Source organism: Ciceribacter sp. T2.26MG-112.2 (genome assembly GCF_900492205.1).
Classification (GTDB): Bacteria; Pseudomonadota; Alphaproteobacteria; order Rhizobiales; family Rhizobiaceae; genus Allorhizobium; species Allorhizobium naphthalenivorans_A.
The window spans coordinates 41508-53780 of the sequence record NZ_UEYQ01000024.1; the positions used below are offsets into that span (position 1 = coordinate 41508).

General features: G+C 64.0%; 13 protein-coding genes. 8 read left to right on the forward strand and 5 right to left on the reverse strand.

Going from position 1 to position 12273, the window contains the following annotated elements:
• Positions 1-19 precede the first annotated feature (19 nt).
• Positions 20-607: a DUF1349 domain-containing protein gene (locus DYZ14_RS20625; RefSeq protein ID WP_154722433.1), complete on the forward strand. Its 588-nt coding sequence runs from the start codon at positions 20-22 to the stop codon at positions 605-607.
• Positions 608-620: 13 nt separating this feature from the next.
• Here DYZ14_RS20625 and DYZ14_RS20630 read toward each other — a convergent pair whose 3' ends face one another.
• From DYZ14_RS20630 to DYZ14_RS20645, 4 genes are all read right to left on the reverse strand, one after another.
• Positions 621-980 carry a tRNA-binding protein gene (locus tag DYZ14_RS20630; protein ID WP_154722434.1) on the reverse strand — a complete coding sequence of 120 codons (360 nt, stop codon included), beginning with the start codon at positions 978-980 and terminating at the stop codon, positions 621-623.
• Positions 977-1795 carry a pyrroline-5-carboxylate reductase gene (proC, locus tag DYZ14_RS20635; RefSeq protein WP_154722435.1) on the reverse strand — a complete coding sequence of 273 codons (819 nt, stop codon included), beginning with the start codon at positions 1793-1795 and terminating at the stop codon, positions 977-979. Before proC ends, DYZ14_RS20630 begins: the two co-directional genes overlap by 4 nt.
• Before the next feature lie 2 nt (positions 1796-1797).
• Complete coding sequence (locus DYZ14_RS20640; protein WP_115671649.1) at positions 1798-2298, reverse strand: type III secretion system chaperone family protein; 501 nt, start codon at positions 2296-2298, stop codon at positions 1798-1800.
• Positions 2299-2762: 464 nt separating this feature from the next.
• On the reverse strand, positions 2763-3023 hold the full coding sequence (locus tag DYZ14_RS20645; RefSeq protein ID WP_154722436.1) for an accessory factor UbiK family protein: 261 nt from the start codon (positions 3021-3023) through the stop codon (positions 2763-2765).
• A gap of 190 nt (positions 3024-3213) precedes the next feature.
• Between DYZ14_RS20645 and lgt the strand changes: the two genes are divergently transcribed.
• From lgt to DYZ14_RS20680, 7 genes are all read left to right on the forward strand, one after another.
• Positions 3214-4059, forward strand: coding sequence for a prolipoprotein diacylglyceryl transferase (gene lgt / locus DYZ14_RS20650; protein WP_154722437.1), 846 nt, complete (start codon positions 3214-3216; stop codon positions 4057-4059).
• A 21-nt stretch (positions 4060-4080) separates the two neighbouring features.
• On the forward strand, positions 4081-5181 hold the full coding sequence (locus DYZ14_RS20655; protein ID WP_154722438.1) for a class I SAM-dependent methyltransferase: 1101 nt from the start codon (positions 4081-4083) through the stop codon (positions 5179-5181).
• Between the two features lie 124 nt (positions 5182-5305).
• On the forward strand, positions 5306-6100 hold the full coding sequence (pgeF, locus tag DYZ14_RS20660; protein WP_154722439.1) for a peptidoglycan editing factor PgeF: 795 nt from the start codon (positions 5306-5308) through the stop codon (positions 6098-6100).
• Position 6101: 1 nt separating this feature from the next.
• A complete protein-coding gene (locus tag DYZ14_RS20665; protein WP_154722440.1) occupies positions 6102-7253 on the forward strand; it encodes a M24 family metallopeptidase in 1152 nt (383 codons plus the stop codon).
• Positions 7254-7386: 133 nt separating this feature from the next.
• On the forward strand, positions 7387-8241 hold the full coding sequence (locus tag DYZ14_RS20670) for a hypothetical protein (protein WP_154722441.1): 855 nt from the start codon (positions 7387-7389) through the stop codon (positions 8239-8241).
• 116 nt (positions 8242-8357) lie between these two features.
• The gene (locus DYZ14_RS20675; protein WP_115671642.1) at positions 8358-9290 is read left to right on the forward strand and encodes a ribose-phosphate pyrophosphokinase; all 933 of its coding nucleotides are present in this window, start codon (positions 8358-8360) and stop codon (positions 9288-9290) included.
• Positions 9291-9405: 115 nt separating this feature from the next.
• The gene (locus DYZ14_RS20680; protein ID WP_154722442.1) at positions 9406-11685 is read left to right on the forward strand and encodes a methyl-accepting chemotaxis protein; all 2280 of its coding nucleotides are present in this window, start codon (positions 9406-9408) and stop codon (positions 11683-11685) included.
• A 64-nt stretch (positions 11686-11749) separates the two neighbouring features.
• Here the strand turns inward: DYZ14_RS20680 and DYZ14_RS20685 are convergent, their stop codons facing one another.
• The gene (locus DYZ14_RS20685; protein ID WP_154722443.1) at positions 11750-12145 is read right to left on the reverse strand and encodes a DUF779 domain-containing protein; all 396 of its coding nucleotides are present in this window, start codon (positions 12143-12145) and stop codon (positions 11750-11752) included.
• Between the last annotated feature and the right edge of the window lie 128 nt (positions 12146-12273).

Below are 12273 nucleotides of genomic sequence, written 5' to 3' on the forward strand. Positions count from 1 at the left end.
CAGTCGAGGAGAACCACCCATGTCGACCACCGACTGGAACACCATGACCTGGCTCAACCCGCCCGCAAGCACGGATGTGGGGCCCGACGGGCTGCATGTCATCACCGGCAACGAGACCGACTTCTGGCAGAAAACCTATTACGGCTTCCACCACGATAACGGTCACTTCCTCCACCTGCCCCGGAAGGGCGACTTCACCATCGGCACGCGTTTCACCGGCCGCTATGAGACGCTCTATGATCAGGCAGGTCTGATGGTCCGCCACGACGAGCGCCACTGGCTGAAATGCGGCATCGAATTCACCGACGACCATTGCCATCTGAGCACGGTGGTCACCGTCGACGGCCGCTCCGACTGGTCGGCCTTTGCGCTTGCGGATTTCTCCGGTGCGCTCGAGCTTCGCCTGAGCCGGCTCGGGGATGCCATGTTCGTGCAATACCGCGTGCAGCCCGAAGGGCTCTGGCGGATGGCGCGGCTGGCCTATTTCCCGCCCGGTCTGGAAAGTCTGGAAGTCGGTGTGATGACCTGCTCGCCGCAACGCGCCGGCTTCGAAGTGATATTCCACCATTTCCGGGTGAGCGACCCGGTGAGCCGCGACATCCACTGACGCCGCGGACGCCTTACATCATCTTCATGCCGTTCGGTACCGGTTGCTCGACCGCGGCAAGCACGATCGCGCCGTTCTCGTCGGCAAAGCCGAGCGTCAACACTTCGGAACGGAAGGGGCCGATCTGACGCGGCGGGAAATTGACCACGCCGAGCACCTGCCGGCCGATCAGGCTCTCCGGCGTATAGTGCACGGTGATCTGTGCCGACGACTTCTTGATGCCGATCTCGGGGCCGAAGTCGATCCTGATCTTGAAGGCCGGCTTGCGCGCCTCCGGAAAAGGCTCCGCCTCGACGATCGTGCCGACACGGATGTCCACCTTCTCGAAATCGGCATAGCCGATCTCGGGCTGAACCTTAGGCGCCTCGCTCATCCGGCCAGTTCCCCGGCCCGCTTGCGCGCCGCCTCGATCGCCTTGTCGAACAAAGGCTGCATGCCGTCCTCGGCCATCAGAACGGATAGGGCCGCAGCCGTCGTTCCGCCCGGCGACGTCACGTTCTGCCGCAGTTTTTCGGCGGCGTCGGGGGACTGGTGAAGCAGTTCACCAGCCCCCGCGACCGTTTCCCGTGCGAGACGCATGGCCAGGTCCGCCTGCAGGCCGGCTTTGCGGCCCGCCTCAGCCATGCACTCGACGAGATAAAATACATAGGCCGGCCCACTGCCCGACACGGCCGTCACCGCATCGATCTGCTCTTCGCTGTCCAGCCATTCGACCGGGCCGGAAACCTTGAGCAGGCGGTGAACCATGTCGCGCTGCCCGGCGCTGACGGCATTGTTGGCGAAGGCGCCGGTGACGCCGCGACCGATCATTGCCGGGGTATTCGGCATGGCGCGCACCATGGCGGCGGCGCCGAGATGCTCCTCCATGAAGGCAAGCGTCTTGCCGGCGGCGACCGAAACCACGACGGTCTGCGGTCCGACGAGCGACTTCAGGCCCGGAAGCACCGCTTCCATCACCTGCGGCTTGAGCGCGAGGAAAAGGATATCGGCTTTGAGCCCGTGCGGCGCCTGGCTGGTATAGCGCGCACCGGCATCGGCGATCTGCTTCAGCATGACTTCCGACGGACCGGGATCGATCACGGTGACGGACGAACCCGGGACGCCGCTTTTCAGCCAGCCGGACAGCATGGCGCCGCCCATATTGCCGGCACCGACCAGCACCACCTGCCCCATCGTCGAATAGCTCATGCTCAGGCTTCCCCGGCCGTTTCGAAAAGAACCGCATCCATGGCGCTCTTGGCGTCCATGCCCGACCAGACCACGAACTGGAACGCCTGGAAATAGGCCTCGCAGGCATCGACCGCACTCGACAGAAGAACTTCAACCTGCCGATTGGTCGGCTCGGCGCCACCGGCGAGCAGCAGCGACTGGCGGAAGATCACCACATCTTCATGCCGCCACAGGTCGAAATGCCCCATAAGGACCTGGCCGTTGACATGCGAGAGCAGCCTGATCACCTCGTTGACGCGGGCATCCGGGATCTTCAGGTCGAAGGCGACCGCCAGATGCAGCGCCTCGAACTCCTCCATCCAGGAGAACGACACCTGATAGTCGGCCCACCGGCCCGCGACGGTCATGGCAAGCTCGTCCTCGCCCGAGCGCTCGAACGACCAATCATTGTTGGAGGCGACGAACTCGATCATGTCGACCGGGTTGGACTGTCGTTCGAAGTCAAATTCCATGAGGCTCATGCGGCACCTTCTTGACCGGAGTGAATGCGATATTCGAGTGAAAACACCGAAGGACACAAACGACTGAACCGGAAACAACACTGGGAATGATTCCGACTGGACCACAGGATAAAACACCCACCCTGTCCGAAACTTGCGAAGGTCCGTCTCGAATCATCATTTAAAATCAGTGTATAATGGCAAAGACCAAGTACCAGCCCCCGGCCGGCCTTTTGCTTGACGGGTCTGTGGACAGCACTTGCGTCACAACCTGCGCAGTCACCGATAAACGACTCTGCCCATTGGCTTTTTTCGTGCCGCGAGCATGTGGATAAATAACCTGTATGAACCATTCGCCGGCCGGAGAGCACCGCCGGGCGCAAAACGACGAAGGCCCGCCACGGATCATCGTGGCAGGCCTTGAAAATACGGCAGCTTTCGTGCCTTGAGGGAAGCACAGGAGGGGCATTCGCCCCCGTACGGCGCTACTTGCCTTCCGCGGCCAGCTTCGCCTCGAGCGCCTCGATGCGCTTCAACAGAACGTCGTTCTCGTCGCGCGCCTTGATCGCCATCTCGCGAACGGCCTCGAATTCTTCACGCTTGACGACATCCATGCTGTTCAGCCAGCGCTCGGCCTGCGCATGAAAGGCGGTTTCCATTTCCTTGCGCACGCCCTGGGCGGCGCCCGCGGCATCGGTCATAAGCTTGGCGAAATCGTCCATAATACGGTTCGGGCCCGTCGACATGGCTGTGGCTCCTCTTGCGTTCGATCCCCGGACGGTGTCCTCGGTAACAACAGTTGAGGTAGGCATTCAGCCGTGCCGTTGCAAGCGAATTTCGCGCTCGCCCCCGCGTGCGAAGGCCGCATGCGCGATTCCATCTTGACCGTGCCAGATCGGAACGCCATTTTCCGGCAACATTGGAGAAAGAGCACCCTTGTCCTCAGCCGCCGAACTTCTGTCCATTCTCACCTTTCCGGCGATCGATCCCGTGGCCTTCTCTCTCGGTCCGCTGGCGATCCATTGGTACGGCCTTGCCTATGTCGCCGGCATCATGCTGGGATGGCTGGTGGCGCGCGGCATGCTGCGCAATGCGAAACTCTGGCCGAACGACACTCCGCCCTGCACGGCGTCTCACCTCGACGACTTCCTCGTCTGGGTGTCTCTCGGCATCGTCCTCGGCGGACGCATCGGCTACATCCTGTTCTACGACTTCGCCGCGATCCTCGCCGACCCGATCCGCGCGATCCAGATCTGGAATGGCGGCATGTCCTTCCACGGCGGCTTCCTCGGCGCGACGCTGGCCATGGTCTTCTTCGCAAGGCGCCACGCCATCCCCCTGTGGAGCCTGTTCGACATCGTCGCGAGCGTCGCCCCGCTCGGCATCCTGTTCGGGCGCATCGCAAACTTCATCAACGGCGAACTCTGGGGACGGCCCTCCGACGTGCCCTGGGCCATGGCCTTTCCAACGGGTGGCCCGTTCCCGCGCCATCCGAGCCAGCTCTATGAAGCCCTGCTCGAGGGACTGCTGATCTTCGTCGTGCTCCAGCTCGTCGGGCGCCTGCTGGGCGGCTTCCGTTCGCCAGGTCTGATCACCGGCCTGTTCGTCATTCTCTATGCCTTGTCGCGTGTCACCGTCGAGTTCTTCCGCGAGCCGGATCCGCAACTCGGTTATCTTTTCGGCGGCTGGCTGACCATGGGCATGCTCTTGTCCCTGCCCATGCTCGCGGTCGGCGTGTGGGCGCTGCTGAGGGCGCGCCGTGCCGCCGGCCCGCGGTCGTGAAGCGAGAATGAGGCGCCCTCGATGACAACTGCCCTTGCCGAGAAAATTAAGTCGCTGATCCTGGCCGGCGGTCCGATGAGCGTCACCGACTATTTCGCACTCTGCCTGGCCGACCCGCAGCACGGCTATTACAAGACCCGCAATCCCTTCGGCCGGGCCGGCGACTTCGTCACCGCGCCTGAGATCAGCCAGTTGTTCGGCGAGATGGTCGGCATCTTCCTCGTCGTCGCCTGGCAGCGCCATGGCGAACCGCTCGATGCCCGGATCGTCGAGATCGGCCCCGGACGCGGCACGATGATGGCCGACATGCTGCGGGTGATCGTAAGGCTCGCGCCGCGCCTCTACGAGACGGCCAGCATCCACCTCGTCGAGACGAGCCCGGCCCTGCAGGAGGTGCAGCGCCAGACGCTGTCCGCCCATGGAGACCGGATCGCCTGGCATTCGAGCTTCGACGAGGTTCCGGAAGGCTTCACCCTGATCGCCGCCAACGAATTGTTCGATGCCATTCCGATCCGCCAGTTCGTCAAGACGCCGACCGGTTTTCGCGAACGCATGGTCGGCCTCGACGCCGACGGCGAACTCTGCTTTGCAGCCGGTGTCGCCACCCTCGACCCGGCCCTCTTGCCGCCCCGGCAGATCGCGCCACACGATGGCGAGATCTTCGAAATCGCCCCCGCCCGCCAGGCGGTCATGACGACACTGTGCGAGCGGCTGCTGAAATGCCATGGCACCGCCCTGATCATCGACTACGGACACATGGTCAGCGGCTTTGGCGACACGCTCCAGGCCGTTCTCGCTCACGAATATGATCCCCCGCTGGCCCATCCCGGCATGGCGGATCTCACCAGTCATGTCGACTTCGAAAATCTCGCCCGCACGGCGCTGGCGGCAGGCGTTCACGTCAACGGCTGCATGTATCAGGGCGACTTCCTGATCGGGCTCGGCATCGAGGACCGTGCGGCCTCGCTCGGGCGCGGAAAGGACGAAAAGACGCAGGGCGAAATCGTCAAGGCGGTCGAGCGTCTGGCGGGTGCCGGCGAGGGCCGCATGGGCGAGCTTTTCAAGGTCATGGCGATTTCCAGCCCGGCCGTAGCCCTGCCGCCTTTCAAGGGAGCCAATTGACAGCGGCGGCGGCGATAAGCCAACATCCCGCCGACTGAAACTGCGGCAAGATCCTTGTTTCCCTAATGTTTTCAGGGGTGACGCGGTCGAATCGATCGCCCGCCCGCCGCTTCGGAGGCTGCTCATGCAGGACCACCACCTACCCGAACCGCTCACCAGCCCGCTTCTCGCCGATGCCGAGGACAAGGGTATCCGCCACGGCTTCTTCAGCCGCAGGGGCGGCGTTTCTGAAGGCATCTATCGGGGCCTGAACGTCGGCATCGGCTCGAATGACGAACGGGAAAAGGTCCATGAGAACCGCCGCCGCGTCAGCGGCTGGTTCGGCCTTTCGCCGGAACGGCTGGCGACCGTGCATCAGGTCCACTCGCCCGACGTCGTCGTGGTCGATCGCACCTATGACGGCAACCGCCCGACGGCCGATGCCCTCGTCACGGCCTCCCCCGGCGTCATCCTGGGCGTGCTCTCCGCCGATTGCGGTCCCGTGCTGTTTGCCGACGCCGAGGCCGGCATCATCGGCGCCGCCCATGCAGGCTGGAAGGGCGCGCTCGGCGGCGTGTTGGAAAACACCATTCTCGCCATGCAATCGCTCGGCGCCCGCCGCGAGGCGATCACCGCCTGCCTGGGCCCGTCGATCAGCGGCGCCAATTACGAGGTCGGACCGGAATTCGTCGACCGCTTCATCACCGAGAACCCGGATTTCGCCCGCTTCTTCAGCCCCTCGACCAGGCCCGGCCATGCCATGTTCGACCTGCAGGGCCTGACGGTGAAGCGGCTGATCGATGCCGGAGTGCGGGCCGAGAGCCTTGGCATCTGCACCTATGCCGACCCCGACGCTTTCTATTCCTATCGCCGCACCACCCATGCCGGTGAGCCTGACTACGGACGACAGATTTCCGCGATCGCCATAAGGGAGGACTGACATGGCCCTGCATTTCGACGCGAACGAATACGCCGCAAGGCTGGAGCGGCTGACCGCACGCATGGCCGAGCAGAAGCTCGACGCCATCCTGCTCTTCGCCCAGGAAAGCATGTACTGGCTGACCGGCTACGACACCTTCGGCTATTGCTTCTTCCAGACGCTGATCGTCAAGGCCGATGGGTCGATGACGCTGCTGACCCGTTCGGCCGACCTGCGGCAGGCCAAGCGGACGTCCAATATCGAAAACATCGTCATATGGGTCGACCGGGTGAATGCCGATCCGACCATGGACCTGCGCAATCTGCTGAGCGAGATGGACCTGCTCGGCGCCCGGATCGGCATCGAATACGACACCCATGGCATGACTGGCCGGGTCGCGCGGCTCCTCGACAACCAGCTGACCAATTTCTGCGAGATCGTCGAGGCATCCTATGTCGTCAGCGAACTGCGACTGATCAAGAGCCCGGCGGAGATCGCCCATGTCGAGCGGGCAGCCGCCCTTGCCGACGACGCGCTCGACGCGGCCCTCCCCCTCATCAGGGCGGGCGGGGACGAGGCCGCCATCCTCGCCGCCATGCAAGGCGCGATCCTGGCCGGCGGCGGCGACTATCCGGCCAACGAATTCATCATCGGCTCGGGCCCGGATGCGCTTCTGTGCCGCTACAAGTCGGGCCGCCGCACCCTGTCGGACAAGGACCAGCTGACACTGGAATGGGCGGGCGTCAGCGCGCACTATCACGCCGCCATGATGCGCACCATCGTGATCGGCGAGCCGAGCGCACGCCAGCGCGAGCTCTATGCGGCCTGCCACGAAACGATCAAGGCGATCGAGACGGTGCTGCGACCTGGCTTTACCTTCGGCGACGTCTTCGAGACCCATGCCCGCATCATGGACGAGCGCGGTCTCGCCCGCCATCGGCTGAATGCCTGCGGCTACTCGCTCGGCGCCCGCTTCTCGCCGTCCTGGATGGAGCATCAGATGTTCCATACCGGCAACAGCCAGCCGATCCTGCCCGACATGACGCTCTTCGTGCACATGATCATCATGGACAGCGAACGGGACACGGCAATGACGCTCGGCCACACCTATCTCACCACCGCGGAGGCTGCACGTCCGCTTTCGCGACATCCCCTGCAGCTGATCCAGAGCTAGAGCTAGAGCTAAAGCTAAAGCTGGAGCCTGACGCCCCCGCTGCGCGGCCTCGCAATCGCCCTCTAAGGAATTGATAGGATTTTAAGGTTATCCTCATCAAATCCGACGGAGGTGCACGAGGACGCCAGCGACCATGAAACTCTCCCGAACGGCCACGGCCGGCCTGATCGCGGCAGCCGCGCTCACCGCCTGCAACACGCCCGACGCCCTGGTGCCGCCGATGGAAATTGGCGATGGTGGCCAGCCTGTAAGCGAGAGCGACATGGCCCTGGCCCAGGGCCAACAGTCCAGTTATGGGCAGACATCCTACGGCCAGAGCGCAACGGTCGCCGAACAGGGCTACGCAACGCAACCCCAGAATTCGCTCGAGGCCCAGGCTGCGGCGTTGGCTGCCGGCCAGGGTAATCCGTCCGCATCCCCGCCGCTCTACGGCGACCAGCCGAACGACGCGGACTATCCGGCAGCGCCGAGCCCCGGCGGACAGACGCGCGGCGCGCCGCCGTCCCAGTTGCAGGCGCCGGTTGAGAGCGCGCAACCCGTCCAGGTGACCCAGCCGGTTCAGCCGTCGCAACCGGCGGTGCAGGCCCAGCCGGAAGTCGCCGCCCTTACCCCGGCCGGCGCTGCCGGCACCATCCGCTTCCTGCCAATCATCGGCGCACCCGTGCAATCCGTCACCCCCCTGTCGCGCCAACTCGGCGCGGAGGCGCGCGGCAAGGGCCTGACGATCAAGGGCGCAAGCGACCCGGCGAGCGAGCACATCCTCAAGGGCTATTTCTCCGCCTTCGGCGACAGCGGCACCGTGACCGTCGTCTATGTCTGGGACGTGCTGGACAGCGGCGGCAACCGCCTCCATCGCATCCAGGGCGAGGAAAAGGTGCCCTCCGCCGCGACCGATCCATGGGCCGGCGTGCCTGCCTCGCTGATGCAGCAGATCGGAACGAAGACGATCGCCGAATACACGTCATGGCGGCAGGCGCGCGGCGGCTGAACGGCACCGCTTAGAATCTTTTCACGAAAAAGGCGGGCATTTCCGGCAAACCACTTGCATTCGGGGGGAAGGGCGCTAAAAAGCGCCCATCTCAGCATGACAACAGGCGGACCAACATGAAGGTTTTCGCAGGTAATTCGAACCGGCAGCTCGCCGAGGCAATCTGCAATTATCTCAACGTACCACTCGGAAAAGCCAGCGTCAGGCGGTTCGCAGACCAGGAAATCTTCGTCGAAATCCAGGAAAATGTACGTGGCGAGGACGTTTTCGTCGTCCAGTCCACCTCCTTTCCCACCAATGATCACCTGATGGAACTGCTCATCATGATCGATGCCTTCCGCCGCTCCTCGGCGAAGCGCATCACGGCGGTTCTCCCCTATTTCGGCTATGCCCGCCAGGATCGCAAACCCGGCCCGCGCACGCCGATCTCGGCCAAGCTCGTGGCCAACCTGATCACCGAGGCCGGCGCCGACCGCGTGCTGACGCTCGACTTGCATGCCGGCCAGATCCAGGGCTTCTTCGACATCCCCACCGACAATCTCTATGCCGTGCCGCTTCTCGCCCGCGACGTGAAGGAACGCTACGACACCAAGAACGTGATGGTCGTTTCGCCTGACGTCGGTGGCGTGGTGCGCGCCCGTTCGCTCGCCAAGCGCATCGACTGTCAGTTGGCGATCGTCGACAAGCGCCGCGAACGCGCTGGCGAATCCGAGGTGATGAATGTCATCGGCGACGTGTCCGGCAAGGATTGCATCCTGATCGATGACATCGTCGACAGCGGGGGCACGCTGTGCAATGCCGCCGAAGCCCTGCTGAAGCACGGTGCGACCAGCGTCACCGCCTATATCACCCATGGCGTGCTGTCGGGCGGCGCAGTCACGCGCGTCACCTCGTCGAAGCTGCGCGAACTGGTGATCACCGACTCGATCCAGCCGACCACGGCCGTGCAATCGGCGCACAATATCCGCGTCCTGACCACGGCCAATCTACTCGGCGAGGCGATCAACCGGACCAGCGCCGAAGAATCGGTTTCCAGCCTCTTTGACTGACGGGGGTCGGCGCGTTTGACGCGCCCACTCCAAGATCAACTACCGCCGGTTTAACCTGACCGTAATCAATTGTCGTGAAACTTTCCGCGGGCTGTTTGCCCCTGGGAGGTTATTCATGTCACCAAGCCATTTGGGCGTCGCCAAGCCGGGCGCCCTGTCATCCGTCAAAGCCAAGTTTGCCGGGCTCGTCGTCGGCGCCACGCTGGTATCCTGTTTTGCTGTCGGCATTCTCAGCTACCAGGTCGGCAAGAGCGGCCTGATCGAGGCGAGCAAGCTCAGGCTCGAATCGGTCGCCAAGACCCAGTCGAAGGACCTCAACGCCTATATCAGGCGCGTCGAGCAATCGCTCTCCGACCTCGCCCAGAATACCGCGATCGGCGAAGCGACCGACATGATGGTCAACATCATTCCGCTTGAGGCCAAGGATATCAAGCAGGTCTTCCAGCCGAGCGGCTCGTCGGTCGACGAACGCGCCGCCATGGACGGCACCAAGCTCAAGCTGCTCTATGGTGTGCGCCATGCCGGCTTCCACGGCACGGTTGCCAGCGCCTGGAAGAACACCAATGCCAGCGACGTGATCATCGTCGATAACGCCGGGACGCTGGTCTACACCGTCACCAAGGGCAAGGAATTCCTGACGAACGTCGCCGATCCGGAAAACGCCGCGATCAAGGAGATCTTCGATCGGGCCAATGCCGGAAAGCTGGATGAGACGCACGTCTCCGGCTTTGCCGATTACCCCCAGGGCGACGACGGCGCCTCGGCCCTGATTGCAAAGCCGCTGGCGATCTCCGTATGGGGCGAGACGGTGAAGAAGGGCGTGGTGATCATCCGCGTTTCCGCAGCCAAGCTTTCCGCCATGATCACGCCTGACGGGCTCGGCACCACGATCGACGACGCCTTCGTCCTCAACGCCGACGGGACTGTCCGCGGCGGCACGTTCAGCGGCGGCAAGGATGCCGTGATCGCCCCCGAACTTGCCAAGGCCGCGGCAAGCGGCGAGACGGGCTCGACCTTCGCCGTCTCGGGTGACCATTCGGCCTTCTATTCCTATCTGCCGGTCGCGCTGTTCGGCCAGAACCATCTGCTCGTCGTCGGCCAGGACGAAGCCAAGGTGCTCGCTTCCGCCAAGGAGCTTGCCTGGTGGGCACTCCTGACCACCGTTGCGGTTCTCGTCTGCATGGGCGGCGTCGGCATCCTCGTCTCGTCGAGCCTGACCCGCCCGCTTACCGATCTGGCCACGCTGATGAACCGGCTGAACCAGGGTGACAAGGCAATCGACATCACCGCGACGGGCCGCGCCGACGAGATCGGCGTGATGGCGCGGGCGCTGGAATCCTTCCGCCAGAACGCGCTCGAAAAGGAGCGCATGGAAGCCGAAACGGTCGAGCGCAGCGCGCAGATCGACGACGAGCGCCGCCAGCGCGAAGCGGAAAAGGCCCGCAGCGCCCAGGAACTGGAGGATGCCGTGTCGGCTCTTGCCACGGGCCTGCAGAACCTGTCGAGCGGTCGCCTCAATCTGCGCATCGAACGTCCATTCGTCTCCTCGCTCGATCATCTGCGCATCGACTTCAACAATTCGGTCGAGCGGCTGGAGGACACGATCCGCACCATCACCGAAAGCGCCGACACGATCCGGGCAGGTTCCTCCGACCTGAAGGGCGCCTCGGAAAACCTCGCCCATCGCACCGAGCGCCAGGCGGCCTCTCTGGAAGAGGCGGCCGCGGCCCTCGGCGAAATGACCGGTTCGGTCAATGACGCCCTTCGGCGTTGCGAGACCGCGGTCAAGGTCACGGCCGACACGCTCTCGGATGCCAAGACCTCGTCGACCGTGGTCAACGAGGCGATCGTCGCCATGGAGCGGATCCAAAGCTCCTCTGCCAAGATCCGCCAAATCATCGACGTGATCGACCAGATCGCCTTCCAGACCAACCTTTTGGCACTCAATGCCGGTGTCGAGGCGGCACGCGCCGGTGAAGCCGGCAAGGGCTTTGCCGTCGTTGCCCAGGAAGTGCGGGAGCTTGCGCAGAAGTCTTCGGGTGCGGCCCGCGACATCAGCCAGTTGATCAACACCTCGACCACAGACGTCGCCGATGGCGTGGCGCTGGTGCTGAAGACCGGAGAGAGCCTGCACAAGATCGAGGGCAATATCGAGACGATCAACACCCATATCGGCTCGATCGCCAGCGCGTCGCGCGAACAGTCGCAGCGGCTGGGCGAAATCAACGCCTCGGTCAACGACCTCGACCAGGTGACGCAGCAGAACGCAGCCATGGTCGAGGAAACCACGGCCGCTGCCTTTGCGCTTGCAAGCGAGGCCGACGGTCTGACGGACCAGGTCAGCAGCTTCTCCATCGGCAACCGGCCCGCGGCCGCCGCACGACGCGCCGCCTGACCCCATCCGATCGCCCCAACAAAGTCCCGCGGAGCCTGTGCTTCGCGGGACTTTTCGTTTCGAGCTACTCGGCCGGCCGCGCCTCATCGATCGGCAAGGCACAGGCCCCACCGCCGGCAAAAAGCCGCGAGCGCGTGAGAAAGCGCCGCTCGCGCCCATTGTCGAGCGAGAACATGCCCCCTCGCCCCGGAACCACGTCGATGATCAGCTGCGTATGCTTCCACACCTCATACTGTGAGCCGCTGATATAGACCGGTACGCCGCCGATCTCACCGAGCTTCACATCGGTCTCGCCGACCCGGTATTCGGCGACCGGATAGCACATCGGCGACGAGCCGTCGCAGCAGCCGCCGGACTGGTGGAACAGGATGTCGGGATGATCCTCGCGAATTTCGGCAAGGAAGGCGAGCGCGGCGTCGGTGGCAATGACGCGGGGCTCGGTGCCTGCAGTGTCGGTCATGGCTGGCTCCTTGCAAGGATGGTGCAACGGGCGAAACCTCGTCTTTCGGGGATGCCTGTTGCCCATGAACGAAAACCCCTCCCCACCCTCCCCACAAGGGGGAGGGCTTAACCCAGCCGTGCCGTCTG

Excerpts from the sequence above, each read along its gene's own strand:
- DYZ14_RS20670 (WP_154722441.1), top strand. The coding sequence starts at position 7,387 with ATGAAACTCTCCCGAACGGCCACGGCCGGCCTGATCGCGGCAGCCGCG.
- DYZ14_RS20685 (WP_154722443.1), bottom strand. The coding sequence starts at position 12,145 with ATGACCGACACTGCAGGCACCGAGCCCCGCGTCATTGCCACCGACGCC.
- DYZ14_RS20675 (WP_115671642.1), top strand. The coding sequence starts at position 8,358 with ATGAAGGTTTTCGCAGGTAATTCGAACCGGCAGCTCGCCGAGGCAATC.
- DYZ14_RS20665 (WP_154722440.1), top strand. The coding sequence starts at position 6,102 with ATGGCCCTGCATTTCGACGCGAACGAATACGCCGCAAGGCTGGAGCGG.
- DYZ14_RS20625 (WP_154722433.1), top strand. The coding sequence starts at position 20 with ATGTCGACCACCGACTGGAACACCATGACCTGGCTCAACCCGCCCGCA.
- DYZ14_RS20640 (WP_115671649.1), bottom strand. The coding sequence starts at position 2,298 with ATGAGCCTCATGGAATTTGACTTCGAACGACAGTCCAACCCGGTCGAC.
- proC (WP_154722435.1), bottom strand. The coding sequence starts at position 1,795 with ATGAGCTATTCGACGATGGGGCAGGTGGTGCTGGTCGGTGCCGGCAAT.
- pgeF (WP_154722439.1), top strand. The coding sequence starts at position 5,306 with ATGCAGGACCACCACCTACCCGAACCGCTCACCAGCCCGCTTCTCGCC.
- DYZ14_RS20645 (WP_154722436.1), bottom strand. The coding sequence starts at position 3,023 with ATGTCGACGGGCCCGAACCGTATTATGGACGATTTCGCCAAGCTTATG.
- DYZ14_RS20655 (WP_154722438.1), top strand. The coding sequence starts at position 4,081 with ATGACAACTGCCCTTGCCGAGAAAATTAAGTCGCTGATCCTGGCCGGC.
- DYZ14_RS20680 (WP_154722442.1), top strand. The coding sequence starts at position 9,406 with ATGTCACCAAGCCATTTGGGCGTCGCCAAGCCGGGCGCCCTGTCATCC.
- DYZ14_RS20630 (WP_154722434.1), bottom strand. The coding sequence starts at position 980 with ATGAGCGAGGCGCCTAAGGTTCAGCCCGAGATCGGCTATGCCGATTTC.